The following is a 23,534-nucleotide window of genomic DNA, read 5'->3' on the forward strand; positions in this document are numbered from 1 at the left end:
TCGTTTTTTCAAACCCTGCGCCTGATCGAATAGTTACTCCCAACGAACAACTAAACGAACCCGCGTCATGGCAAAACACGATGGTACATCAGACAAAGAAGGCCCAATAGCGAAAGCAATCGAGCAGCAAACCTCGAAACTCCCATCGGATCTGTTTCTGTGGTCGGCACTCGGCTCAATGGCCGTATCGCTTTACCTCCAGGCGCAGGGCGACCGCGATCGTAGCCTGTTTGTCGGGCAGTGGGCGGCACCGTTTCTGCTGCTGGGTCTATACAACAAGATTGTGAAGCTGGAAGGCAGCGAAGGGCCATCGAGCAAGGAATAAGTGATTTTTGAAAACAGGTCGGGGGCGTGGGCTAAACCTTAACAAAGTTTAGCCCACGCCCCGACCTGTTTGTACCTTTGCTGACTTGAGGAGAAGGTATTGTCGATGAAAGTACGTGTACTGCTGCGAATTATTCTGGAACGTTACGGCCTTTGGCTGGTGGGTGGATTGCTGCTGCTGATGGTCGTCGTTACGGTGGTGCGCAAATTCCGGCGCGAACCGGATATGGACTGGAAACCAGTCAGCGCGTTTGGTATCCGGTTGCCCATGCGCTACTCCATCCACGGAATCGACGTATCGCGCCACAATGCCCGCATCGACTGGGAACGGGTCCGGCAGGTGGAAGGCGACGGAGTGCGGCTTCAGTTTGTGTTTGTTAAAGCCACCGAAGGGGCCACCCTCGCCGATCGATCGTTTGACCGCAACTGGACCGGTGCCCGTGAGGCCAATCTGCGCCGGGGGGCTTACCATTTTTACCACCCCACCCGCGATCCGCTGAAGCAGGCTGACAATTTCATCCGACATGTTGAGTTGCAGGCGGGGGACTTTGCGCCGGTCGTCGATTTTGAAACGGTCAACGGGCAGTCGGATTCAACGATCATCAACGGTTTGCGGCTGTGGCTCGAAACGGTGGAAGAACACTACAGCGTCCGGCCGATTATTTATACGAACGGCAATTTGTATAAACGGTACATCAAAGGAAACCTGGACGATTACCCGCTCTGGATTGCCGACTACTCAGCCGAGCATCTGCGGACATACCCGGCTGATAATCTGTATTTCTGGCAGCACAGCGACGCGGGCGTGGTGCGGGGTATTCGCGGCCGGGTCGACTTCAACGTCTTCGTGATGGACGACGATGAACTAACTAGTGTCTGTATACCCTAACTACTTTTAAACAATCAGCCACGTCCATCGTTTATGTTCTCAAACCATATCAATTGACATGAGCAAGAAACACCTACTTCTGGCATTTAGCGTTGCTTTCCTGAGCGGTGCATCACTGATGAGCTGCGATTCGAAAAAAGAAAACAAAGCTGAAGAAGTTCAGGAACAAAAAGAAGACGTAATCGAAGCGCAGCAGGAAGGCGATACTGCCGAGGTGCGCGACGAGCAAAAAGAACTGGATTCGGCCCGCAAAGACTACCGCGAAGCTGTTAAAGATTCGGTTAAAGACGCTCGCAACTAATATAGCAGGCATCAAAAAGTGGAGGCCCGGTGTACGTTTACGTGCATCGGGCCTCCACTTTTTTAGTGTCGCTTACGAAGGTAGAAGACAAAGCCGTTTTCCTCGCCGGTTTTGCGCACATCGGGTAATGAATCGAGCCGGGTAGGGGTATCGCTGGCTTTGCGGATCAGCCAAACATCCCGGTCGACGGGGCCGGTCAGCAGCCACTCTTTGTCGTAATGCTTCGGGTTAGGCATCGGCTGCGCGTCCGCGTAGAAAAAGGGACCGTAGCTGTGGTAGTCGTAGGTGCTGACGTAGACGTTCTTGCCTTTCGCCCGCTCAAAATACCGCATGGCCGCATCCTGCGAAATCCCTTCGATCCGCCCGACGTAGAACCACAGCCCCAGCGTCAGAAAAACGGCCGTTCCGCCAAACAGCGTCAGCGTAGCCATACGGGCCTGCCGGTGGGTGTACCCCCAGATACTGACGCCCAGCACGACCGCAAGCCATATACCGGGCAGCATGGCCCAGAGTGTCCAGTGAACGTCGGCGTTGAGGTTGCCCTGCGAAAACGCATCTTTGTCGGCAAACGCCCGGACAATGTCCATGTGCTGCGCCAGAATGGGTGTGGCCGTAAAGGCAATCACAAAAAGACCTCCGATTACCAGCAGCCCCGTTACGAGCCAGCCGTTGAACGCAATCCGGCCCGTTTCGAGTTGCGACAGCGTCAGCGCGGCCAGATACGTCAGCGGAAAATAGCACAGCGATGAGTAGTGGACGATTTTCGACTGCACGATGCTGAACAGAATCAGCACGACCCAGAATAGGATGACCATCCACCGCCGAAAATCGCGCTGATAGCTGCGTTCGAGAAACAAGTTGCCCTGCCCCCGGATGCTGAAAATCGATGCCGGGAAGCACCCAACCAGCAGCACAATGAAGTGATAGAGCGGAAAGCCGCTATGCCCGGCGTCGGGCGTGCTGAGCAGTCTGATGCTGTAATCCAGAAAGGCCTGCCCGAATGCGGGACCGTGCAGGGCGGTTTCCAGCCCAAACCAGCCCGCCGGGAGCAGCCACGCCAGCGCCGTGAACGCCAGCAGCTGCAACGGGCTGATAAACCAGCGGAACCGATTCAGCAGCCAGTAAATACCCAGCACAAGCCCGACGATCAGAAACGCCACGGGCCCCTTCGTCAGGATCGCGATACCCAGCACCAGCCCGCCCGTCAGCAGATACGACGTGACACTGCGCGACACGATCATCGGCCCGGCTTCGCGGTCGCGTTTCCAGGCCGCCAGGATGACGTTGGCCAGCGACACGAAAATGAACAGGTTGAAAAACGGGTCGATGATGCCGGAGCGGAAGTAAAGGTGGGGCGTTATCGACCCCAGATACGCCAGTGCCCACAGAATACCGAACCGATGCCCGTGCAGCTTATGACCAAGATTATAGAGGTAGATCAGCGTGATAATACCGCAGATGGCGTTGGGTAGCCGGGCGGCAAATTCGCCCACGCCGAAGATGTTCATCATCAGGGCCTGACACCAGAAAAAGAACGGCGGCTTCTCGTAAAACGGTTTGAAATCGATGTGTACGCGCAGGTAATCGCCCAGCACGGTCATCTCGCGGGCGGCTTCGGCGAAGTTGATTTCGTCCCAGTCGAACAGCCGCACGCCCCCAGAAAAGGGATAAACAACAGCGCACCCACTACGCCGAAGATCACTGAAAACGTTACGCGTTGATTCATGAAGAAAAATAGGCCAGCCAGGATATTTATTGGACAGGATTACAGGATTGACAGGATTTTTAGGGGCCAAAAGGCTGTACCCGCTGGCATTCGACCCGTTGGTGGTATACAGTCCGAAAGAAAAATGCTGTCAATCCTGTAATCCTGTCCAACACACTTGTCGGACAAAACAAGGGGGCAAAACTAGGAAAAAGCAGGTGGAGTTGCCCAAATCCTCCGATATTCGCGCCGAACAAACGACCCCGAAGCCATGCTCATTAATCGTCCGTTTACCAGTCTGCCTGCTTACGCACAACTTCAGGAACATTACGACCTGATGAAAGACCGGCACATGCGCGACCTGTTTACCGAAGACCCCAGCCGGTTCAAAACCTTTACCCGGCAGTTTGACGAAATTCTGCTCGACTTTTCCAAAAACCGGATCACCAGCCAAACGCTCGACCTGCTCCTGCAACTGGCCGATCAGGCCGGACTACCCGACGCGATCAGCCGCATGTTTTCGGGCGATAAGATCAACCGGACTGAAGACCGTGCCGTGCTGCACATCGCGTTGCGGAACCGCTCGAACACGCCGATAGTGGTTGACGGAGAAGACGTGATGCCGGGTATCAACGGGGTGCTCAATCGCATGAAAACGTTTACGGAGCGCGTTCGGTCGGGCGAGTGGAAAGGCTATACGGGCGAAACCATTACGGATATCGTCAATATCGGAATCGGCGGCTCAGACCTCGGCCCGGTGATGGTAACGGAAGCCCTCAAACCCTACGCCGACGATAAAAAGCTGCGCGTTCACTTCGTTTCCAACGTCGATGGGGTACATATCTACGAGACATTACAGCGGGTAAAGCCCGAAAACACCCTGTTCCTGATCGCGTCGAAAACGTTCACGACGCAGGAGACCATGACCAACGCTCAGTCGGCGCGGCAGTGGTTTCTGGATAACGGTGGTTCGGAAAGCGACATCGCCAAGCATTTCGCGGCCCTATCGACCAATCAATTGGCGGTCGAGAAATTCGGTATCGACCCGGCCAATATGTTTGGGTTCTGGGATTGGGTCGGTGGTCGGTACTCGCTGTGGTCGGCCATCGGTTTATCGATTGCGCTGTACATCGGCTTCGATAATTTCGAGGAACTGCTGGCTGGCGGTCATGCGATGGACGAGCACTTCCGCGACACGCCCACCGAGCAAAACCTGCCCGTACTGCTGGCGCTGGTCGGTATCTGGTACAACAACTTCTTCGGCGCGCAGACCGAAGCGATTCTGCCCTACGATCAGTACATGCATCGCTTTGCGGCTTATTTCCAGCAGGGCGATATGGAAAGTAACGGCAAATCGGTGGACCGCGACGGTAAGCCGGTGTCGTGGCAGACGGGGCCGATTATCTGGGGCGAACCCGGCACCAATGGTCAGCACGCGTTCTACCAGCTTATTCACCAGGGTACCAAGCTTATCCCCTGCGATTTTCTGGCTCCGGCCATTAGTCAGCGCCCCATCGGTGAGCATCACACCATTCTGATGGCCAATTTTTTCGCCCAGACGGAAGCCCTGATGAACGGAAAAACTGCCGATGAAGTGGCAGACGAACTGCGCAAGTCGGGCAAAGAAGTCGACGAGGTTACGTTCCTGACACCGTTCAAGGAATTCTCCGGAAACCGGCCGACAAACTCTATTTTATTCAAAAAACTGACGCCCCGCACGCTTGGTAGCCTAATCGCTATGTACGAGCACAAAATCTTCACGCAGGGCATAATCTGGGATATTTTCAGCTTCGATCAGTGGGGCGTTGAACTGGGCAAGCAACTGGCCAGCCGTATTTTACCTGAGCTGAAAGATGATGCCCCTGTGCAGAGTCACGACGCGTCGACGAATGGGCTGATTAATGCGTTTAAAGCCCTCCGTAAGGATTAATACGAGACTGTGCGCGTATAATTAGCAGCGCACGGTATAGACTGCTCTCAGGAGGTAAATTGGAATAGTCTAAAACATTGTCATCTATTGGCCTGTTAATGGGGTGTAATTTCGATTACACCCTTTTTTTGTGCAAATAATCGTAAAATTCACTAACGCTATGAAAAAGCAAACTACCATTCTAGCGGCCCTTCTGCTGACGGCAGGACTGGCCACCGCTCAAACAACGGAATCGACGTCGACAACCACGACCTCGTACAATTACACGACCGCTCCGGTATCGTCGACCGATGCCACCAATATCAGTTCAACGACGGTCAACACGCCGACCAATGTGAACGACAACATGACCGGCACGTACAACAACACCGCTGCGACCCCGGCCACGAACACCTACGGCACGACGACAACCACTACGACGACGACCGGCGATATGTCGGCAAACAATACTTCGACCAACCGGCGCCGGGACGACCGCCCTGATGGTAAAGATGGTAAGTTCGGTATCTACGCGGGTGTAAACGCGTCGCGTTTCGTCAACGAGCCGATTCAGAACAATGCCTACCGGCTGGGTTATCAGGTCGGTCTGTATGGCCGGTCGGCAGGTACCGTTTTCGGACAGATTGGTGCTGAATTCCGCCGTTCATCGTCGAACCTGATCCGTACGGGTTCGGGCTCGGGTACAACTGTTCGCAACGTAGAAGGGCAGATCGACCAGACCTTCCTGGCAATTCCGGCCTATGTCGGTCTTCGTCTGGGTGGTGCGCTGGGCGTCCGCCTGCAAGTGGGTGCTGAATTGGCCGCGCTGGTTGCTATCGGCAACAACAACTTCCAACTGGGTAAAGACGACCTGAACCGGACCATCCTGAACGGTCTGGCCGGTGTAGGTATCAACCTCGGACCCCTCACGCTGGACGCGAACTACAACCTGGGCTTCCAGAACGTGTTCGACAATGGTGCTGATACAAAGCGTCGTATGCTGGCGCTGAACCTTGGCTTCCGGTTCTAACCCACCATATTATCTAATCAAAACGGCCGCCCCCAACGGGGTGGCCGTTTTAGTAACTTATCGGTATAGTCCAACAAAAGCGACAAACAATCGGTCATCGTACCGGTTTATGACAACAAACAGCTTCCCCATCGGACGCTACAACACTCAACGCAACTATGAAAAATTCTGCCAAACTATGCCTGTTGCTCGCCGGAGTATGCAGCGCCAGCCTGACTTACGGGCAGCGGTACAACAACTACGACGATCGCAATGATCGTAATGATCGCAATTCGCGCCGGGATGAGCGTCAGCGCGAGGAGGACATCGATGACCGTCGGGAATTCAACCGGCGCAGCGATGAAAACCGCCGGTACGACAACCGCTACGAAGATCGCCGTGGCAACGACCGCAACTACGACCGAACATTCGACGAGCGCGATCTGAGCAAAGCGTATGACGAAGGCTACGAAGACGGACAGCGCAGCGTGGCCATCGAAGAGCGCCGGGAGCGTCGCGAAAACTACAAACACTTTACGTTCGGTATCTATGCCGGTGCCAACTCGACCCGGTTTGCGGGCGAAACTGTGCAGGACAACCAACTGGCCGGACGGCTGGGTTATCAGGCTGGTTTCTTCGTGCGGGGTGGTGGCCGGATCTACGGGCAGATCGGTGCCGAATACATGACGTCAAGTTCGGACTTCTACCGGGCTGGCGATGGCGCAACGATCAAGGACATCACCTCGAACGTCGATCAGAAATACATTCAGGTTCCTGCTTACATAGGTGTGAAACTGGCGCAATCAGAGCGGGGCGTATCAGCCATCCGTTTGGCTGTCGGTGCCGAATACGCGGCTCCGCTGGGTGTTAACAACAACGCGTTCAACTTCCAGTCGGGCGATTTCCGGGCTGCAACGGTCAACGGACTGGTAAACCTCGGCTTCGATGCGGGTCCGCTGCTCGTCGGCTTTGTGTATCACTATGGCTTTGCTGATGTTATTGCCAACACGAGCAACACCCAGCGTCGTATCCTGAGCGTCAACGTAGGCGTGAAGTTTTAATTGATTTTCAGTCGCCCAATAGACGGCGTACCGTAAGTTTGTATAACTACGGTACGCCGTTTTTTTATGCGTTAACCTGCCAACCGACCATGAATACACTGTTCCCCATTTTTGTCAAGGCTAACCAGCTACATACGCTGATCGTGGGTGGGGGATACGTAGGGCTGGAGAAAGCCACCGCCCTCCTGGGTAATTCGCCTGATGCCCGTGTCACGCTGGTAGCCCCGGAGATTCGCGCCGAACTCTACGAACTGGCCGAACAGCACCCACTGCTCGAACTGGTGAAGCAGCCCTACCATAGCCTGTACCTGAACGACAAAGATCTGGTTATCGTCGGAACCAACGATAAAGATGTAAACCGGCAGGTGCAGGTCGATTGTAAGGCCCGGCGGATTCTGGTCAACGTCGCCGACACGCCCGACCTCTGCGATTTCTACCTCAGCTCGGTCGTCAAAAAAGGCGACCTTAAAATCGCTATCTCGACCAACGGAAAATCGCCCACTTTCGCTAAACGATTCCGCGAAGTGCTGGAAGAAATTCTACCCGACAGCTTACAGGAAACGCTCGACAACTTAACGGCAATCCGCAATCAGCTAAAAGGTGACTTCGTGCAGAAAATGGAGAAGCTAAACGAGATTACAAAAGTGCTGAAGTGATATATTTTTTTTGACAGGATTACAGGATTTTGAAGATATCGGCTAGTGATTGAATAGTTAAAGTAAAAGTATTCTCTACGCAATTTGCTGAGAACAAGATCATAATTTGTGGTTGTGCTACAAGTCGATTAAAATATAAATCCTATGTCTGTAGAGAGCAGATCTTATAAAATATCAGTTATGATTTTTATAGCCATAATTTCAATATTCTTAGGTTTAGGTTATCTACAAGATCGAGAATTGGACGAAAAGTTAACTGAATGCTCAAAATTTACTTTTGCAACAGTAACTCGTGCATATCGAAAAGGCGGAATGCCTCACGTAACGTATGTATTTAAGAATAATGGGAAGATTTACGAAAATGATGAAAGTATTGACGCTTACGCCATAGGTGAGCCAATCTTAGTAAATTTAGATAAGGTAGAGCGTAGTTCTTTATTGATTCGTTTCTACTGTAGTGATCCTAACAAACATAAGATTATGTGGGAAAAGACAATGATGAAAGCTAACCTGAAATAATATTGTTTATTCATTTATACTAGATTACACCTAAATAAGATTTGTTTGTAACAAAAGATGTAAAGAGCATTGTAGTAGGTCGTAAGTTGATCTTGAAGAAATACACCCAGATAACTCTATCACCCTTAATGAAACGTACAGAAGATATATCAGTATTCAACCAAATCCTTTTAATCCTGTAATCCTGTCGAAAAAAATCAGAACAGGTTCTGGAAATTAGGCAGGGCGACGGGGGCTTTGTGGAGGATGAAGAAGTAAATCAGCCCGGCCAAAACGAGATAGCTGAATGCCAGCCACTTTTTCTTCTGGTCGAATTCGGCGGGGTGGTGGTAGTAGTCGTAAATCATCGACGCCGATAGCCCCATCACCATTAGGAAGAACGCGAACACCCCAAAATCTGTTCGGTACGTACGCACCGACTGCATAAACTGCGCGCCCGACACGATGTAGAGGAGCCAACAGCCGAAACCCGCCCGGTAGAGATACACACTCAGACGGCGGTCGTTTTTGAGATCGAACAGATCATCGCTGAATTTCTCTGACATAACAGGAGCCGATTTTGAGTTGGTGAAACTACAAAGACCTGCCTAAAAACGCAAACAAGATGCTTGATTCACAACCGATTGCCGAAACCCCCGCGCTGAACAAAATGACGGTCGAACTCGTCCGGGTCGATGACGCGTTTCACTTTGAAGCCCTTGGTACCTCGAACGTTACCCAGCACATCGACGCAGCTACTGACATCGGTGGGCACAACGCCGGAGCGCGTCCGATGGAGATGCTGTTGATGGGTTTGGCGGGCTGCTCGGCCATCGACGTCATCCTGATTCTGCAAAAGCAAAAGCAGGTGATCGAAGATTTCAAACTATCGGTCGATGGGTTTCGCGAGAAAGGGGCCACTCCCGCGCCGTTTCAGCAGATTCACATTACCTACCGGCTCAAAGGCGAGCTGAACCCCGAGCGGGTAAAGCGGGCAATCGACCTGTCGATGGACAAATACTGCTCGGCAACGGCGCAGCTTCGCCCGTCGGCTACGATCACTTACTCGTTTGAGATCAACGACGAGGTCTACGCGTAAACGATTGCCGCCAACAGCCCTGCCGAACGGCGGGGCTTTTTTTGTATAACCGTTGTTTCCCGACTGTGGGTTGCCGATTTTTGACGGGCGACATCCAACTGATTCATGCAGCAATACCACGATCTGCTCCGGCATATTCTCGACACCGGCGCGAAAAAAACCGACCGCACCGGCACCGGTACGCTCAGCGTATTTGGCTACCAGATGCGCTTTAACTTACAGGACGGTTTTCCGCTGCTGACTACCAAAAAAGTCCATACGAAGTCGATCATCCACGAATTGCTGTGGTTTATCCGGGGCGAAACCAATATCAAGTATCTGAACGACAACGGTGTAACGATCTGGGACGAGTGGGCCGACGAAAACGGCAACCTCGGCGACGTCTACGGTAAGCAATGGCGTAGCTGGGCCACGCCGGACGGGCGTTCTATCGATCAGTTACAGGATGTACTGACCCAGCTCAAGACCAAACCCGATTCGCGCCGGATGATGGTGTCGGCCTGGAACCCCGCCGACGTCCCGAATATGGCGCTGCCGCCCTGCCACGCGCTGTTTCAGTTTTACGTGGCCGACGGCAAGCTGTCGTGTCAGTTGTATCAGCGTAGTGCCGACGTCTTTCTGGGCGTGCCGTTCAACATCGCGTCGTACGCCCTGCTGACGATGATGGTGGCGCAGGAGTGCGGCTACGAACCCTGGGAATTCATCTGGACCGGGGGTGATACGCACCTGTACCTGAACCATCTGGAGCAGGTCAAAACGCAGTTGTCGCGCGAGTTCCGCCCCCTGCCGACGATGCGACTCAACCCCGCCGTAAAATCCGTCTTCGACTTTACGTACGACGATTTTACGCTGGAGAACTACAATCCGCACCCGGCCATCAAAGCACCGGTAGCGGTGTAAAAATCGATCTTTCGGTAAATCAACAGGGGTAAACGCCTTTTGCGATTGCCGATAGAAGTCTCTAATTTCACAACCATTAATTGCACACTCCCCGAAGCTATGTCAGTTTCCAAGCGCGTTCTGATTGCCGAAGACAGCTCTGTTATTCAGAACCTGGCCCGTAAAATACTTGAGTTTCAGAACTACGACATTACTGCCGTCAAGAACGGCGAGCAGGTGATTCAGATTCTGGAAAAGGAAGACTTCAATATTCTGCTGCTCGACATAAACATGCCGATCATGGACGGTATGGAGTGCGTTCGGCGGGTGCGGGCGATGCCAGCCAAAGAAAAGGCGTCGGTGCCCATCGTGGCCATCACCGGCAACGCTAAAAACTACACCGAAGAAGAATTCAAGACGGCCGGTTTTAACGACGTGCTCGTAAAACCCCTCAACTTCGACCGCCTTGTCGAAGTCGTCAATCAACTAACGGATAAATAATGATTGAGTTACTGAATGATTGAATGATTGAATTCGTACCCGTTGACAGTCATTCAACCATTCAATCATTCTGTCATTCATTCATTATGCTCATCACCCTGCTGGGTACGGGAACGTCGTCGGGGGTGCCGCTAATTGGCTGTACCTGTGCCGTTTGTCGCTCCGTCGATTTCCGGGACAAACGGCTGCGGGCGTCGATTCACATCGCCACGGAAGGGCGCAGTTTCGTAATCGACACCGGCCCCGACTTTCGGCAGCAGGTGCTGCGGCTGAATCTGCTCCAACTCGACGCGGTGCTCTACACACACGAGCACAAAGACCACACGGCCGGGCTCGACGAAGTACGGGCCTACAACTTCCGGTCGGGGCGCGATATGCCGATCTACGGGCGTCCGTCGGTGCTGGCGCAGTTGCAGCAGGAATTTGCGTACATCTTCGCGGAGAAAAAGTACCCCGGCGTACCCCGCGTACAGGTCAACCCGATTCAGAACGAGCCGTTTGAGATGATGGGTGTTCGCATCGTGCCCATCGAGGTGATGCACCACAAGCTGCCCGTCTACGGCTACCGCATCGGCGATTTCACCTACCTGACCGACCTCAATTTTATCAGCGAAGCCGAACTGGCGAAAGTGATGGGCACCCGGATTCTGGTGCTCGACGCCCTGCAACGCGACCCGCATATCTCACACTTCACACTCGATCAGGCCGTTGCGCTGGCGCAGCGGGTGGGGGCGGAGCAGACCTACTTCACGCACATCAGTCACAAACTCGGCCTGCACCGCGAAGTTGAAGCGGAGCTACCCCCCGGCATCCGGCTCGGTTACGACACCCTGCAACTGCGACTCTGACAGCTGGCTAGTTCGCTGGTAGGAGGCTGACATTCCAGCGCCTGGACAAACCTATCCGGCAGACGAAACGTTACGGAAGTATGAGACCAATCACGTCCGTTCGTATTCAGCCAACCCGTTCATTTTCAGATACACTGCTCAGTCATTTCCGGCAGCAGGGCGACGCTCCCGCCGATGCGGTCATTGCGTCGGTCGTGGCCGGTGGTGGCCCTGTTGCCCTGCGTTCGCTGATGCAATGGCTGGGCGATACAGCGTCGCTTTCGCCGGTTGGTCAGCCAGACGTCGTTGCCAATTTCTGGCAGAAATACGCGCACCTGCCCGATTGGGCGGAGCCTGACCGGATGGCGCGGGCGATGGTATTTTTCAAAAAGAACGCCGGTACGATTGGCCTGATCTTGGGCTGTTACTCGCTGCCCTACTGTTACCTCGGTGCCGACGGCGCGCAGGTGCTGTGGCTGACCGAACGCATCAAAACCGACACGGCCCGGCGCTTGCAGGAAACGGGCGAGTGGGTATTTGCCATCAATACCGCCAAAAGCTGGCAGTCGCTGTATGGTGCGGTACCCGAAGCCGTTAGCCGGACGCTGAAAGTGAGACTGTTGCACGCGGGGCTAGGTGGTTTGCCGGGCATAGCAGCCGATGGAATAGCGATTGGGGTGTGCCGGTTAATCAGGAGGACATGGCTGGCACGAATCTGGCGTTTTCGTACGTCGTGCTGCTGGGTCTGCGGCAGGCGGGCGTGTCGGTTACGGAACAGGAGGAAGCCGATTACCTGCACCATATCAACGTCGTTGGCTGGCTCAACGGTGTCGATGGGCAGTTGCTGCCGCAGAATATGCGCGAAGCCTACCGGCTGGGGCAGGCCATTGGCAAACGGCAGTTCCGCCAATCGGAAGCGGGGGAGGGGCTGACCCGGTCGCTGCTCAATGCCATTGCCGAAACGGGCAGCAAGACGTCGGGGCGGCCGGATACGATTCGGAACCTCGCAGCGGGCGAAATGCGTTTCTTCCTCGGCGACCGCAACGCCGACCTGCTCGGTATTCCCAGCGCACCCATCGAAAAACGATTGGCCGGTGTCATCAGCCGCCTGCCCATTTTCGACGGTTCCGTCGCCCGACTGGGGTAGTCTGTCGTGGGTCGGGTCTGGGACGCCACCAACAAACCACAAACCACGAACGTTTTTGCTTCATTCAGAACCTATTGCTGCGCTGGCTACGGCACCCGGTATCGGCGCTATCGCCGTCATTCGTGTATCGGGCGATGACGCCATTGCTATCACGAACCGATTCTTCCGGGGAAAAGACCTCACGCAGCAGCCCACTCATACGGCTCATTTCGGCACCCTGCGTAACCCCGACGACACAATTATCGACGAGGTGCTGGCGACCGTGTTTCGGGCACCTCGTTCGTTCACTAAAGAAGACGTTGTCGAGATTTCGTGCCACGGATCGGAGTTTATCGTCCGGCAGATTTTGCAGCGGCTGGTGGCTGAGGGCGTCCGGCTGGCGCGGCCGGGTGAGTTTACCCAGCGGGCCTTCCTCAACGGGCAATTCGATCTGGTGCAGGCCGAAGCCGTGGCTGATCTGATCGCGTCTGACTCCGATGCTAGCCACCGCGCGGCCCTGACACAGCTACGGGGCGGGTTCTCAAAACAGCTTATCGACCTCCGGCAACAACTCATCGACTTCGTGGCGCTGGTCGAACTCGAACTGGATTTCGGCGAGGAAGACGTCGAATTTGCCCACCGCGATCAATTGCGGCAATTGATGCTCAGTATCCGGCGGGTGCTGCACCCACTGATCGAGTCGTTTGCCGCCGGGAATGTCATCAAAAATGGCGTCGCGACGGTGATTGTTGGCAAACCCAATGCGGGAAAATCGACGCTGCTGAATGCGTTGCTGAACGAGGAAAAAGCCATCGTTTCCGATATTCCCGGCACCACCCGCGATGTGATCGAAGACGAACTATTCATCGACGGTATCCGCTTCCGCCTGATCGACACCGCCGGATTACGGTCGGCGACGGATAAGATCGAAGCCATCGGTATCGAACGGACGCAGCAAAAAATGCGCGACGCGGCCCTCGTGATCTACCTGTTCGACGCGGCTTCCATCAGCACCGACGATCTGCAAGCCGCGCTGACGGAAGTGCATGAGTCGGGTAAGCCGTATCTGCTGGTCGGCAACAAACTCGACGCACTCGATACTGCGAGAAAGCAACAGCTGGAAGCTGTTGCGGACGAGTCGATACACTGGATTTCGGCGGCTCAGCACACGAATCTGGATGCGCTACGGGCGGCCCTGTCGAACCGGGTCCGTACCGATGCCGCCGTGCAGATCGGCAGTGCCGTTGTAACCAACGTGCGTCACCATGATCACCTGACCGGTACGGACAACGCCCTGGCCCGCGCCCTCGACGGCCTGGACTCGGGCGTAACCCCCGACTGGCTGGCGATGGACCTGCGCGTAGCCCTGCAACACCTCGGTGAGCTCACCGGACAGATCACTACTGACGATTTGCTCGACTCCATTTTCAGCAAATTCTGCATCGGAAAGTAAGTGCTGGCTGGAAAAAGCAGAGTGAATTATCAGCTTTTTTCGCGGGGTGATAAATAGGCAATTAACTCATTGTAAATCAATCGAGTTGGCGTAGTGAAACGGATGAATACAGGACCATAGAAAAAACAAAAGCTGATTAACATTGTTTGGTACAACAGTTTATTGTTTTTGTCTAACTACTAAGCCTTATTCATCCATGTTTCACACACTCAATGTCAAGAATCTGAGACGGGCGGGACTAGCCGTACTGACAGCAACGCTACTGATAACCGGCTGTACAAACAACACGCCCGACCCACAGCCTGGCACGGGTACAACGCAACCCGGCTCCGGAACGGTGACCAACCCTGGCTCTACAACGCCCGGTTCCGGCACAACGACGACACCAACCTCACCAACGCTCACCGTCGTCGCATCGGTTACGTACATCGCACAGCAATCTAATCTTACCTTACTGCGAACAGCCATCGTGCGAGCCGGTCTGATCGATGAATTCAACAAGTCGGGTATTACCATCTTTGCGCCATCCGACGATGCGTTCAGAGCGGGGGCTATAGTGATGCCAACGCGATCAACAACGCGCCGGTGTCTGAGTTGCAACGTATTCTACGCTATCATGTGGTAGGGTCGCGCATTGACCAGAGCGCCATACCGACAATGGTCAACACCGTTTATCAGACAACACTGGCTGATAACCAGATCTCGGTATACAAGGTGAACAACAGTGACATCAGCGTCAACAACGGCAAGATTATCCAGGGCGACAACCCGACGGTGGGTAGTGTGGTGCACATCATCAACGCGCTGCTGAAACCGGCAACGGTCAATCTGGTAGCACTGGCTAAATCAAATACCAACCTGTCGCTTTTCGCGGCTGCTGTTGATCGGGCGAATGCATCGACGCAGTCGACGCTTAACGCCGTGATGCAGAATGGTATGACCATTTTTGCCCCGAATGATGCTGCTTTCAAAGCGGCTGGCTACGCGGATGCTGCTGCTATCCAGAAAGCCGATCAGGCCGTTATTTCGGATCTGCTGCTGTACCATGTGCTGAAATACAGCGCTTATTCGCAGACGTTCCAGAACGGAGCTGACGTGGTTACGGCGCAGGGTACCAGCATTCGCACCAACGTATCGGGGGGTAAAGTGACGCTTCTGGGCAAAGGCAATGGTACGTCGGTTGCTAATGTCGTTACGGCCGATCAGGTTGCGTCGAACGGCGTTCTGCATGTTATCGACCGGGTTTTGCTGGCTAAATAATGTAGATAGCAAAGAAGCATAGTGTTGCAAGTCGCAGCGGCAGCATTCACAAACGTGGGTGCTGCCGCTGTTTTTTAATGGCGTGTCGGATAGGGTTGAATGAATCTTTTCAGCGCGGGACTGTTTTACAGACAGCCACTGATACAAACTCATGATTGAACGCCCTATTACCGATTGGTTGCCCCTGACAAAAGCTGAAGTCGACAAGCGCGGCTGGGACGAGGTCGATATTGTGCTGGTTTCCGGCGACGCATACGTCGACCACCCGGCGTTTGGTACTGCCGTAATCGGGCGAATCATGGAGAGTGAAGGGTTTCGCGTGGCCGTTATTGCCCAGCCTAACTGGAAAGACGACCTGCGCGACTTCAAGAAATTCGGTCGGCCCAAATACTTTTTTGGCGTTACGGCGGGCTGTATGGATTCGATGGTGAACCACTACACCGCCAACAAACGGCTGCGTTCCAACGACTCGTACACGCCCGGTGGCGAAGCTGGTTTCCGGCCCGATTACGCCACTATCGTCTACACCAATATTCTGAAACAGTTGTACCCCGATGTGCCGGTTTTGCTTGGCGGTATCGAAGCGTCGCTGCGCCGGGTTACGCACTATGACTACTGGCAGGACCGGCTGATGCCGTCGATTTTGGTCGATGCGAAAGCTGATATGCTGGTGTACGGCATGGGTGAGCAGCCCCTGCGCGAGATTCTAAAGCTGGCGCAGAAGGGTGTGCCGTTTGCGTCGATGCGCAACGTCAATCAGGTGGCGTTTCTGCACGATACGAACACTGGCGACCTGCGCGATTACAATGAATGGGAAACCGTCGAGCTGGCCAGCCATGAGGTATGTCTGGACGATAAAATCAAATATGCGGCTAACTTCAAGATTGTTGAAGTGGAGTCAAATAAGTGGCAGGCCAACCGGATCACGCAGCGCGTCGGCGATCAGGTGCTGGTCATCAATCCGCCGTTCAAGACGATGGAGGAGGCCGAAATCGACAAGTCGTTCGATCTACCGTATACGCGCTTGCCCCATCCGAAGTACAAAAAACGTGGCCCGATTCCGGCTTACGACATGATCAAATTCTCGGTCAACATGCACCGGGGCTGTTTTGGCGGTTGTAGTTTCTGCACGATATCGGCGCATCAGGGCAAGTTCATTGCCTCGCGGAGTCAGGAGTCGGTGCTGAAGGAAGTCGATGAGATCACGAAGCACCCGGAGTTCAAAGGGTACATTTCCGATCTGGGCGGCCCGTCGGCCAATATGTACAAGATGAAGGGCAAGGATGAGTCGATCTGCGCCCGCTGCCAGAGCCCGAGCTGTATTCACCCGGTCATCTGCTCGAACCTCGACACGTCGCATACTCCGCTAACGGAGATCTATAAAAAAGTCGACGCGAATCCGGCGATTAAGAAAGCGTTTGTCGGGTCGGGGGTGCGCTACGATCTACTGGTTGATGATTTCAACAAAAACAATCAGGACGGCAACCACGACGAGTACATGGAGCAGCTCATCACGCGGCACGTGTCGGGCCGGTTGAAAGTTGCCCCTGAACACACGTCCGACGATACGCTGCGGATTATGCGGAAGCCGTCGTTCAAGTACTTCAAATCGTTCAAGAAAAAGTACGACGACATTTCCGACAAGCACAACCTGCGCCAACCGCTGATTCCGTACTTCATTTCGTCGCACCCCGGCTGTGAGGAGCAGGACATGGCGAACCTCGCGGCCGAAACAAAAGACCTTGGCTTCCAGCTCGAACAGGTGCAGGATTTCACGCCTACGCCGATGACCGTTGCCGAGGTGATCTACTACTCGGGTGTTCACCCGTACACGCTGAAGCCCGTCAAAACGGCGAAAACGCGTGAAGAGAAGCAGGCGCAAAACCGGTACTTCTTCTGGTATAAGCCGGAATACAAAGACTGGATCCGCAATCGCCTGACCAAACTTAACCGCCCTGACCTGCTCGAACGGCTCGTTGGCAATCAGAAAAAAGCCACCGGTGGCAAGCCGAACTACTCGAAAAACTGGTCGGGTAAGAAAAAGCGGTAGGGAAGTCTAGAATAATTTGCTTTATATCACTGGATTATTCTGAGGTTTTTTGTTGATTATGGGGTGATTATCGTACTCACCTAATCAACAATACAGCCATGCTTCGGCTATTTCTGATCCTGTCAGCCTTGTGGTTATCCGGTGCAGTCAGTCATGCCCAACTCACCGTTTATCAGGATCGAAACGGGCAGGTGTTCACGGCGATCGAAGAGTACGGGCCGGGGATTATCAATGCGACAGCGTACAAAAAACTGATCTATGCCGGTAGTCCGTTCCTGACGTTTCCGGTATGGCAGCCGGGCCGGGTCCGGCTCGATGAACAGGGAAAATACATTGCCTGCGATGTTGCCTACGACCTCGTCAGCAACGCCGTGATGTGCCGTTTTGCGGGCGACTCAGCCGTGAAGACCCTACGTCCCGACCGGTTTATCATCGGTCAGGACGAGTTTATCCGGCAGCAGAACCGGCAGGCAAATGTCGACTACAAATTCTACGCGAAGGCGCTCAATGGTGGTAAAACGAAGCTGCTGCTGAATCTGTCGAAACGGGGCGATATCTACGCCCGCGCTTCCAGTAATACCGGTTACGAGAAAGAAACAAACGTCAACGGGGGGTATGTGCTTCAGGAAAAATACTACATCCGCAAAGGCGATGCCCGTCCCGAACAGATTAGCCTGACGAAGAACGCGGTGTTGGCGGTACTGTACGAACAGGCTGACAAATTGGCCCCGCGACTGACGGCCCGCCGACCTTCCCCTGCCGACATCATTGCCATTCTGCCCTACTACGACAGTCTGATGACAGTACAGTGGGCCGCTGCATCTGCTGGTAATTCGGTATCGGATGCCGCTTATGTAGCCGGTAAAAATTCGCTTAGCGCCAACCCGGTGTTTAATCAGACACTGCACAACCACGTTGCTTATCCCGACGCTGCCTGGACGCAGGGAATCTACGCCCGCGTCTATGCCGGTTTTGAGATCGACCAGCGCGGAAACGTACAGAACGTTACTATCCTCAGTCCCGACAACGTGGGTACGGGCTTCGTGGAAACGGTGCGCAACGGCCTGAAAAAACTACCGACACTCGACCCGGCCCTTGCTGGTAGTTACGTTTTGCCTGTTGCTTTTACCTATACCAATAAAAATGAAAATGGCACGACGCACGCACCCATCAACCGCCTGCCCAACGATCGACTGGCTGGGCGACTAATGCTGGAGGAGTTCAGCGTCCCCATCGTCGTTACCAAACCCGTGCAGACCAGCCGGGAAGTATGGGGTTATTTCAAATAAGAAGTAGCCGAATTACACGAGTGCTTTTGCGAGAGACAACTAGCTTGACCCGGAAAATGACCTGTCTGTGAATAAGGGCAGGTATAAACGCAGAATGCCCGATATCACCAGTGACATCGGGCATTCTGCGTTTACTTTTCCGGTAATGAGTGCTGGGACTACTCGTCTTTGACGTCGTAGCGATCGAGCATCATCACCTTATTCCAGGCCGCTACAAAATCATGAACGAAGCGTTCCTGCGCATCGTCCGCAGCGTACACTTCCGCGATGTTGCGCAGTTGGGCGTTTGAGCCGAAGATCAGATCGCAGCGGGTAGCCGTGTACCGGGTAGCCCCGCCGTTGCGTTCATTGATATTGAACAGCATCTCGCGCTGATCCTGCGGCACCCATTCGTAATCCATGCTGGTCAGCACCTGGAAGAAATCGTTGGTTAGCTGACCCGGCCGCTCCGTAAACACGCCGTGCTTTGCGTAGTCGTAGTTTTGCTCCAGCACGCGCAAGCCCCCGACAAGTACCGTCCATTCGGGTGCGGTCAGCGTCAGCAATTGGGCGCGGTCGAGGAAAATGCGCTCGGGCGGTACCCGGTAGCCTACCTTGTCGTTGTGGTAATTCTTGAATCCGTCGGACACCGGCTTGAGCCAGTTGAAACTTTCTACATCGGTCAGTTCCAGCGTCGTGTCGACACGGCCCGGTGTGAACGGAACCGTAACAGATACACCCGCATCACGAGCCGCCTTTTCGACCGCGACACAACCACCCAGCACGATCAGATCGGCCAGCGACACTTGCTTGTTGCCCGTCTGCTGACTGTTGAACTTGCTCTGAATGTCCCGAAGTGTTTGCAGCACCCGGCTCAACTCCTCCGGACGGTTCATCTCCCAGTTGTTCTGCGGTTCCAGGCCGATACGCGCCCCGTTGGCACCACCCCGCTTGTCGGAATGGCGATACACCGAAGCCGCCGACCAGGCCGCCGACACCAGCGCCGAAACGGTAAGGCCGCTGTCGAGCAACTGCTGCTTCAGCGTAGCAACGTCGCTTTCGTCGATCAGGTCATACTTACGATCGGGGCGGGGGTCCTGCCAGATCATGTTGTCCGCTGGTACTTCGGGACCCAGATACCGCTCTTTCGGGCCCATATCCCGGTGCGTCAGCTTGTACCAGGCTCTTGAGAAAGCGTCGGTGAAGTAGTCGAAGTCGTTCAGGAATTTCTCGCAGATTTTGCGGTATTCCGGATCTACTTTCAACGCAATGTCCGACGTCATCATCATCAGATTGTTCATCTGACCGGCAATGTGCGCGTCCGGCGTTTTGGGGGCGTTCGGGTCAACGGGCGTCCATTGGGTTGCTCCGGCCGGGCTTTCAACCTTCTTCCAATCGTGGCCAAGCAGGTTTTCAAGGTACGTATTGTCCCACTGTGTAGGGTTCTGCGTCCACGACCCCTCGATACCGTTGGTCATGGTGTTGGCACCGTTGCCCGATCCGACCGGGTTGTGCCAGCCAAAGCCTTGCGCGTGGATGGGCGCGGCTTCGGGGGCGGCTCCGATTTTGTCGGGTGCTACCATGCCGTGGCTCTTGCCGAACGCGTGACCACCGGCGATCAGGGCCACCGTTTCTTCATCGCCCATAGCCATCCGGGCGAACGACTCGCGGATTTCGCGGGCCGAATCGTGGGGGTCGCCGTTATTGGCCGGGCCCTCCGGGTTTACGTAGATCAACGCCTGATGGCTGGCCGCCAGTGGGTTTTCCAGATCGAAATAGGCTTCTTTTGGGCTACCCTGCCAGCGCAGATTGTTATGCACCATCTCGTCGGGGTGCCCCTTGTGGTTGGCCGACGCCGGTACCTGATCGACGGGCTTGCCATTCCAAAATTCGGGGCCCCAATATGTGCTGCGGTCGGGCTCCCAAGCGTCACGGCGTCCGCCACCGAAGCCGAACGTTGGGAAATTCATGATCTCCAGCCCGCAGTTGCCCGCCAGCACGATCAGGTCGGCCCAGGACAGGGCCGAGCCGTATTTTTTCTTGATGGGCCACAACAGGCGACGCGACTTGTCGGTGTTGCCGTTGTCCCACCACGAGTTGATCGGTGCAAACCGCTGCATGGCCTGTCCGGCTCCGCCCCGGCCGTCGGCAATCCGGTACGTACCTGCTGAGTGCCACGCCATCCGGATCATCTGCGGACCATAGTTGGCGTAATCGGCCGGCCACCAGTCTTTCGACTCCAGCAGCAGGGCTTTGATGTCCTGCTTAAGCTGCTGGAAGTCAATCTTGTTGAACAGTTCCTTGTAGTTCTCATCGCTCAGGGGGTTAGCCGCAGGCTGTTCTTGGTGAAGCAGTTCTACCTGTAGCCGGTTGGGCCACCAGTCGTCATTCTGCGGGCCCGTGCCGATGGCACCGCCAACACGTGTACCCATAAACGGGCATTTCTCCAGCCCTTCCGGGTTATTGAGGGGTTTCATTGTGAAGCGAAAATCTTGTTGTTAGGATACGGTGACTGATTAGACTCGGCATATCACATGCGCTGGGTGATCGGGGCATTACACCCCAAAAACCATCGGTACATGCTGCCTGACTAATTCATATAAACGGCCGTTCAACAGATTAGTTAAGCAAGTTCGATTGTGCGGTGACAATTAATGTTGATGCACGCGGAACAACCGACGAATTTTGGAGTACCCTTCCCACTCGAAGACGCTTCAGCTATCCGGACGCGCGCAAAATGGAGGTTTTTCAAAATGCCGAGGGCGGGGTCAAATGAGCGAAAAATGGCTGATTGAGTTGGGTGGTAAGTACCAAACAGGCTCTGTGTTAGCCAGCGTGTCAAGTGCTTCACGACATGAGTACTAACTTGCCTGATTGCATTTTGCGCTTTTGCGGGGCACTCAATTTTGCTCTCAGTGTGCTTCAATCACTACATGGCTTTAATACATGCAGTGATTGGTCGGGCGAGAAGTGCATGCAAACAAAAAAGCCGGTCATTGCTGACCGGCTTCGTGCACTCGTAGGGATTCGAACCCCAAACCTCCTGATCCGTAGTCAGGTGCTCTATCCAATTGAGCTACGAATGCGTTGCACTGAGTGCGTTTCCCGTTGATTGGGAGTGCAAAAGTAGGGAGAAAAATGGCTTGTGTCAACCTAGCGGCCAGAAAAATTTGCAGGTCGCTTCGTCAGAAAGGCCGTTACGCCCTCCGCTGCATCGGCTGAACGGCCTAGTTGATCCTGATTGTCAGCCTCCTGCTCCAGCATTTGGTCGAGGTCGGAATAGAGCGACTGGTTCAAAACTTTTTTCATTGCACCGATCGCGCGGGTGGGGGCATGCCTGTAATAAGCCACTACTTCGGCTACGGCATCGTCGAGTTCAATACCCGGCACGGCACGATTAACTAGGCCAATGCGGGCTGCTTCCAGGCCGGGTACGCGCCGACCGGTTGTGCACAGGTTGAATGCCAGCTGCGGACCAACCAGCCGGGGGAGGAAGAAGGTAGACCCCGCGTCGGGCATGAGGCCGATGTTGACGAATATCTGACTGAAATACGCTTCGTCGGCACAGATGACCACGTCGCAGGCCAGCGCCAGCGAACAACCCGCACCGGCGGCTACGCCATTGACCCGGCCAATAACCGGCTTTGGTAAGTTGCGGATCGCCCGGATCATGGGATTATATCCTTGCCGTAGGGCGTCGCCGAGGCTGGCTCCTCCGCCGGTTAAAGCCGCGCCCGCTTCTTTGAGATCGGCCCCGGAGCAGAAGGCCTTGTCACCAGCACCCGTCAGAACCACGACGCGTACGGTGTCGTCAGCACCGGCGGCTTCGATGGCGCTGGTAATGTCCTGAATCAGCCCGGCGCTGAGGGCGTTGTACACCTGCGGCCGGTTCAGCGTAATCCGGCACACGCCATCCGTCGTTTCGTAGAGAAGGTTGTTGTACATGGGTTTGAGGTTTGTCGTTTAATGGTCAATGTTACAGCTTCTCACGCAGGTTACTACAGCCATCACGCTACAAACCTTGAACATTAAACCTCAAACGTTAAACCACAAACTAAACCAGCCACAGCACGGCGGTGAGGCTGACGAGCAGGCCGAGCAGGAGTCCGGCGGTGGTTTGGGCCGTGGTGTGGGCGTTCAGGTGGAGCCGGGCGCTCAGAACAAGGCCAGCCAGCGCAATGACAATGGCGAGGGAGGGTACCAGCTCGACCGTGCCGGACTGAGCAACCATACCGGCGATAGCCCCCACCACCCCGCCAATACCGACGCCGTGGGCGCTGATCTGCCAGTAAAGACTGATGATGCCGACCAGCAGGATCGATACCGTTACGCTGCCCAGCAGAATGGCAATTTCGGGGGCCAGCTGCGAAATCGTTTCCATACGGAAGCCGAAGAAGGCTGTAACGACGGTGTAAACAATGGCGGTCAGAAAGTAAGGCAGTCGCCGGTCGGCCAGCGTGTTGAGGTATAGCGACTGCACGTAGCCGCTGCGAAACAGGTAATAAATCAGCAGGGAAGGCACGGCGAAGGTACCAATGAAAATCAGTATCAGCAGGCTACCGCGCACGGAGGCCGAAAAGACATCGACGCCGAGTGTGTTGGGAGCCTGAAAAAGCAGGATGCCAAACAATAGCGTCGGCATCAGTAGAGGGTGAAACGCGACCGACAGGAAGCGGGCAAGCGGGGTAGTCAATCGGTTGACGGTTTACTGTATGCGGT

The 23,534-nt window shown here is 54.7% G+C and carries 24 protein-coding genes and 1 tRNA gene; 18 read left to right on the forward strand and 7 right to left on the reverse strand.

From position 1 onward, the window contains the following. Window positions 1-67 precede the first annotated feature (67 nt). The 3 genes from HH216_RS12505 (at window position 68) to HH216_RS12515 (ending at window position 1,514) form a co-directional block, all read left to right on the forward strand. Window positions 68-325, forward strand: coding sequence for a hypothetical protein (locus HH216_RS12505; RefSeq protein ID WP_169551114.1), 258 nt, complete (start codon window positions 68-70; stop codon window positions 323-325). A 105-nt stretch (window positions 326-430) separates the two neighbouring features. Next, a complete protein-coding gene (locus HH216_RS12510; RefSeq protein WP_174842710.1) occupies window positions 431-1,213 on the forward strand; it encodes a glycoside hydrolase family 25 protein in 783 nt (260 codons plus the stop codon). Between the two features lie 58 nt (window positions 1,214-1,271). After that, entirely contained in the window at window positions 1,272-1,514 is a 243-nt protein-coding gene (locus HH216_RS12515) for a hypothetical protein (protein WP_169551115.1), read from the forward strand. A 62-nt stretch (window positions 1,515-1,576) separates the two neighbouring features. On the opposite strand, the gene HH216_RS12520 is transcribed toward HH216_RS12515, so the two are convergent. Next, window positions 1,577-3,166 carry an ArnT family glycosyltransferase gene (locus HH216_RS12520; protein ID WP_254448400.1) on the reverse strand — a complete coding sequence of 530 codons (1,590 nt, stop codon included), beginning with the start codon at window positions 3,164-3,166 and terminating at the stop codon, window positions 1,577-1,579. A 324-nt stretch (window positions 3,167-3,490) separates the two neighbouring features. On the opposite strand from HH216_RS12520, the gene pgi reads away from it, so the two are divergent. From pgi to HH216_RS12545, 5 genes are all read left to right on the forward strand, one after another. Then, a complete protein-coding gene (gene pgi, locus HH216_RS12525; RefSeq protein WP_169551116.1) occupies window positions 3,491-5,149 on the forward strand; it encodes a glucose-6-phosphate isomerase in 1,659 nt (552 codons plus the stop codon). A 160-nt stretch (window positions 5,150-5,309) separates the two neighbouring features. Next, the gene (locus HH216_RS12530) at window positions 5,310-6,158 is read left to right on the forward strand and encodes an outer membrane beta-barrel protein (protein ID WP_169551117.1); all 849 of its coding nucleotides are present in this window, start codon (window positions 5,310-5,312) and stop codon (window positions 6,156-6,158) included. 158 nt (window positions 6,159-6,316) lie between these two features. Further along, a complete protein-coding gene (locus HH216_RS12535) occupies window positions 6,317-7,198 on the forward strand; it encodes a hypothetical protein (RefSeq protein ID WP_169551118.1) in 882 nt (293 codons plus the stop codon). Between the two features lie 89 nt (window positions 7,199-7,287). Further along, on the forward strand, window positions 7,288-7,854 hold the full coding sequence (locus HH216_RS12540) for a precorrin-2 dehydrogenase/sirohydrochlorin ferrochelatase family protein (RefSeq protein ID WP_169551119.1): 567 nt from the start codon (window positions 7,288-7,290) through the stop codon (window positions 7,852-7,854). A 144-nt stretch (window positions 7,855-7,998) separates the two neighbouring features. Then, window positions 7,999-8,373, forward strand: a complete 375-nt coding sequence (locus tag HH216_RS12545; RefSeq protein ID WP_169551120.1) for a hypothetical protein — start codon at window positions 7,999-8,001, stop codon at window positions 8,371-8,373. Window positions 8,374-8,570: 197 nt separating this feature from the next. Here HH216_RS12545 and HH216_RS12550 read toward each other — a convergent pair whose 3' ends face one another. Then, window positions 8,571-8,918 (reverse strand): hypothetical protein, encoded by a 348-nt coding sequence (locus tag HH216_RS12550; RefSeq protein ID WP_169551121.1) that lies wholly within the window; start codon window positions 8,916-8,918, stop codon window positions 8,571-8,573. Window positions 8,919-8,977: 59 nt separating this feature from the next. On the opposite strand from HH216_RS12550, the gene HH216_RS12555 reads away from it, so the two are divergent. The 4 genes from HH216_RS12555 to HH216_RS12570 all read left to right on the forward strand — a co-directional run bounded on the left by HH216_RS12555 (window position 8,978) and on the right by HH216_RS12570 (window position 11,679). Next, window positions 8,978-9,451: an OsmC family protein gene (locus HH216_RS12555; RefSeq protein ID WP_254448401.1), complete on the forward strand. Its 474-nt coding sequence runs from the start codon at window positions 8,978-8,980 to the stop codon at window positions 9,449-9,451. A 105-nt stretch (window positions 9,452-9,556) separates the two neighbouring features. Further along, window positions 9,557-10,351: a thymidylate synthase gene (locus tag HH216_RS12560; RefSeq protein ID WP_169551122.1), complete on the forward strand. Its 795-nt coding sequence runs from the start codon at window positions 9,557-9,559 to the stop codon at window positions 10,349-10,351. Between the two features lie 99 nt (window positions 10,352-10,450). Beyond that, the gene (locus HH216_RS12565; RefSeq protein WP_169551123.1) at window positions 10,451-10,831 is read left to right on the forward strand and encodes a response regulator; all 381 of its coding nucleotides are present in this window, start codon (window positions 10,451-10,453) and stop codon (window positions 10,829-10,831) included. Between the two features lie 86 nt (window positions 10,832-10,917). After that, window positions 10,918-11,679, forward strand: coding sequence for an MBL fold metallo-hydrolase (locus HH216_RS12570; protein WP_169551124.1), 762 nt, complete (start codon window positions 10,918-10,920; stop codon window positions 11,677-11,679). Window positions 11,680-11,804: 125 nt separating this feature from the next. On the opposite strand, the gene HH216_RS26615 is transcribed toward HH216_RS12570, so the two are convergent. Next, a complete protein-coding gene (locus tag HH216_RS26615; protein ID WP_332871387.1) occupies window positions 11,805-12,284 on the reverse strand; it encodes a hypothetical protein in 480 nt (159 codons plus the stop codon). A 74-nt stretch (window positions 12,285-12,358) separates the two neighbouring features. Here HH216_RS26615 and HH216_RS26620 point away from each other — a divergent pair, with 74 nt between their 5' ends. The 6 genes from HH216_RS26620 (at window position 12,359) to HH216_RS12595 (ending at window position 18,836) form a co-directional block, all read left to right on the forward strand. Further along, the gene (locus tag HH216_RS26620; RefSeq protein ID WP_332871388.1) at window positions 12,359-12,805 is read left to right on the forward strand and encodes an oxygenase MpaB family protein; all 447 of its coding nucleotides are present in this window, start codon (window positions 12,359-12,361) and stop codon (window positions 12,803-12,805) included. Window positions 12,806-12,860: 55 nt separating this feature from the next. Continuing rightward, window positions 12,861-14,237 (forward strand): tRNA uridine-5-carboxymethylaminomethyl(34) synthesis GTPase MnmE, encoded by a 1,377-nt coding sequence (gene mnmE, locus HH216_RS12580; protein ID WP_169551125.1) that lies wholly within the window; start codon window positions 12,861-12,863, stop codon window positions 14,235-14,237. A gap of 196 nt (window positions 14,238-14,433) precedes the next feature. Continuing rightward, complete coding sequence (locus HH216_RS25885; RefSeq protein ID WP_254448402.1) at window positions 14,434-14,862, forward strand: fasciclin domain-containing protein; 429 nt, start codon at window positions 14,434-14,436, stop codon at window positions 14,860-14,862. Continuing rightward, window positions 14,832-15,497: a fasciclin domain-containing protein gene (locus HH216_RS25890; RefSeq protein ID WP_254448403.1), complete on the forward strand. Its 666-nt coding sequence runs from the start codon at window positions 14,832-14,834 to the stop codon at window positions 15,495-15,497. The genes HH216_RS25885 and HH216_RS25890 overlap by 31 nt, the downstream gene beginning before the upstream one ends. A gap of 151 nt (window positions 15,498-15,648) precedes the next feature. Then, complete coding sequence (locus HH216_RS12590; RefSeq protein WP_169551126.1) at window positions 15,649-17,547, forward strand: YgiQ family radical SAM protein; 1,899 nt, start codon at window positions 15,649-15,651, stop codon at window positions 17,545-17,547. A 98-nt stretch (window positions 17,548-17,645) separates the two neighbouring features. After that, complete coding sequence (locus HH216_RS12595; RefSeq protein WP_169551127.1) at window positions 17,646-18,836, forward strand: energy transducer TonB; 1,191 nt, start codon at window positions 17,646-17,648, stop codon at window positions 18,834-18,836. 158 nt (window positions 18,837-18,994) lie between these two features. Here HH216_RS12595 and katG read toward each other — a convergent pair whose 3' ends face one another. The 4 genes from katG to HH216_RS12615 form a co-directional block, all read right to left on the reverse strand. After that, window positions 18,995-21,292: a catalase/peroxidase HPI gene (gene katG, locus HH216_RS12600; protein ID WP_169551128.1), complete on the reverse strand. Its 2,298-nt coding sequence runs from the start codon at window positions 21,290-21,292 to the stop codon at window positions 18,995-18,997. Window positions 21,293-21,827: 535 nt separating this feature from the next. Beyond that, a tRNA-Arg gene (locus HH216_RS12605) sits at window positions 21,828-21,901 on the reverse strand. 67 nt (window positions 21,902-21,968) lie between these two features. Then, a complete protein-coding gene (locus tag HH216_RS12610; protein WP_169551129.1) occupies window positions 21,969-22,760 on the reverse strand; it encodes an enoyl-CoA hydratase/isomerase family protein in 792 nt (263 codons plus the stop codon). A gap of 109 nt (window positions 22,761-22,869) precedes the next feature. Beyond that, a complete protein-coding gene (locus HH216_RS12615; protein WP_332871389.1) occupies window positions 22,870-23,508 on the reverse strand; it encodes a hypothetical protein in 639 nt (212 codons plus the stop codon). Between the last annotated feature and the right edge of the window lie 26 nt (window positions 23,509-23,534).

Origin of the sequence: Spirosoma rhododendri (genome assembly GCF_012849055.1) — a bacterium.
In the GTDB taxonomy this organism is placed as follows: domain Bacteria; phylum Bacteroidota; class Bacteroidia; order Cytophagales; family Spirosomataceae; genus Spirosoma; species Spirosoma rhododendri.

What these genes read in the sequence shown, in the direction of transcription:
- pgi (WP_169551116.1), top strand. Translation starts at nt 3,491, where the DNA reads ATGCTCATTAATCGTCCGTTTACCAGTCTGCCTGCTTACGCACAACTT.
- HH216_RS12545 (WP_169551120.1), top strand. Translation starts at nt 7,999, where the DNA reads ATGTCTGTAGAGAGCAGATCTTATAAAATATCAGTTATGATTTTTATA.
- HH216_RS12540 (WP_169551119.1), top strand. Translation starts at nt 7,288, where the DNA reads ATGAATACACTGTTCCCCATTTTTGTCAAGGCTAACCAGCTACATACG.
- katG (WP_169551128.1), bottom strand. Translation starts at nt 21,292, where the DNA reads ATGAAACCCCTCAATAACCCGGAAGGGCTGGAGAAATGCCCGTTTATG.
- HH216_RS12555 (WP_254448401.1), top strand. Translation starts at nt 8,978, where the DNA reads ATGCTTGATTCACAACCGATTGCCGAAACCCCCGCGCTGAACAAAATG.
- HH216_RS12560 (WP_169551122.1), top strand. Translation starts at nt 9,557, where the DNA reads ATGCAGCAATACCACGATCTGCTCCGGCATATTCTCGACACCGGCGCG.
- HH216_RS12510 (WP_174842710.1), top strand. Translation starts at nt 431, where the DNA reads ATGAAAGTACGTGTACTGCTGCGAATTATTCTGGAACGTTACGGCCTT.
- HH216_RS12505 (WP_169551114.1), top strand. Translation starts at nt 68, where the DNA reads ATGGCAAAACACGATGGTACATCAGACAAAGAAGGCCCAATAGCGAAA.
- HH216_RS12515 (WP_169551115.1), top strand. Translation starts at nt 1,272, where the DNA reads ATGAGCAAGAAACACCTACTTCTGGCATTTAGCGTTGCTTTCCTGAGC.
- HH216_RS12530 (WP_169551117.1), top strand. Translation starts at nt 5,310, where the DNA reads ATGAAAAAGCAAACTACCATTCTAGCGGCCCTTCTGCTGACGGCAGGA.
- HH216_RS12590 (WP_169551126.1), top strand. Translation starts at nt 15,649, where the DNA reads ATGATTGAACGCCCTATTACCGATTGGTTGCCCCTGACAAAAGCTGAA.
- HH216_RS26620 (WP_332871388.1), top strand. Translation starts at nt 12,359, where the DNA reads ATGGCTGGCACGAATCTGGCGTTTTCGTACGTCGTGCTGCTGGGTCTG.
- HH216_RS12535 (WP_169551118.1), top strand. Translation starts at nt 6,317, where the DNA reads ATGAAAAATTCTGCCAAACTATGCCTGTTGCTCGCCGGAGTATGCAGC.
- HH216_RS12570 (WP_169551124.1), top strand. Translation starts at nt 10,918, where the DNA reads ATGCTCATCACCCTGCTGGGTACGGGAACGTCGTCGGGGGTGCCGCTA.
- HH216_RS12595 (WP_169551127.1), top strand. Translation starts at nt 17,646, where the DNA reads ATGCTTCGGCTATTTCTGATCCTGTCAGCCTTGTGGTTATCCGGTGCA.
- HH216_RS12550 (WP_169551121.1), bottom strand. Translation starts at nt 8,918, where the DNA reads ATGTCAGAGAAATTCAGCGATGATCTGTTCGATCTCAAAAACGACCGC.
- HH216_RS12610 (WP_169551129.1), bottom strand. Translation starts at nt 22,760, where the DNA reads ATGTACAACAACCTTCTCTACGAAACGACGGATGGCGTGTGCCGGATT.
- HH216_RS12565 (WP_169551123.1), top strand. Translation starts at nt 10,451, where the DNA reads ATGTCAGTTTCCAAGCGCGTTCTGATTGCCGAAGACAGCTCTGTTATT.
- HH216_RS25885 (WP_254448402.1), top strand. Translation starts at nt 14,434, where the DNA reads ATGTTTCACACACTCAATGTCAAGAATCTGAGACGGGCGGGACTAGCC.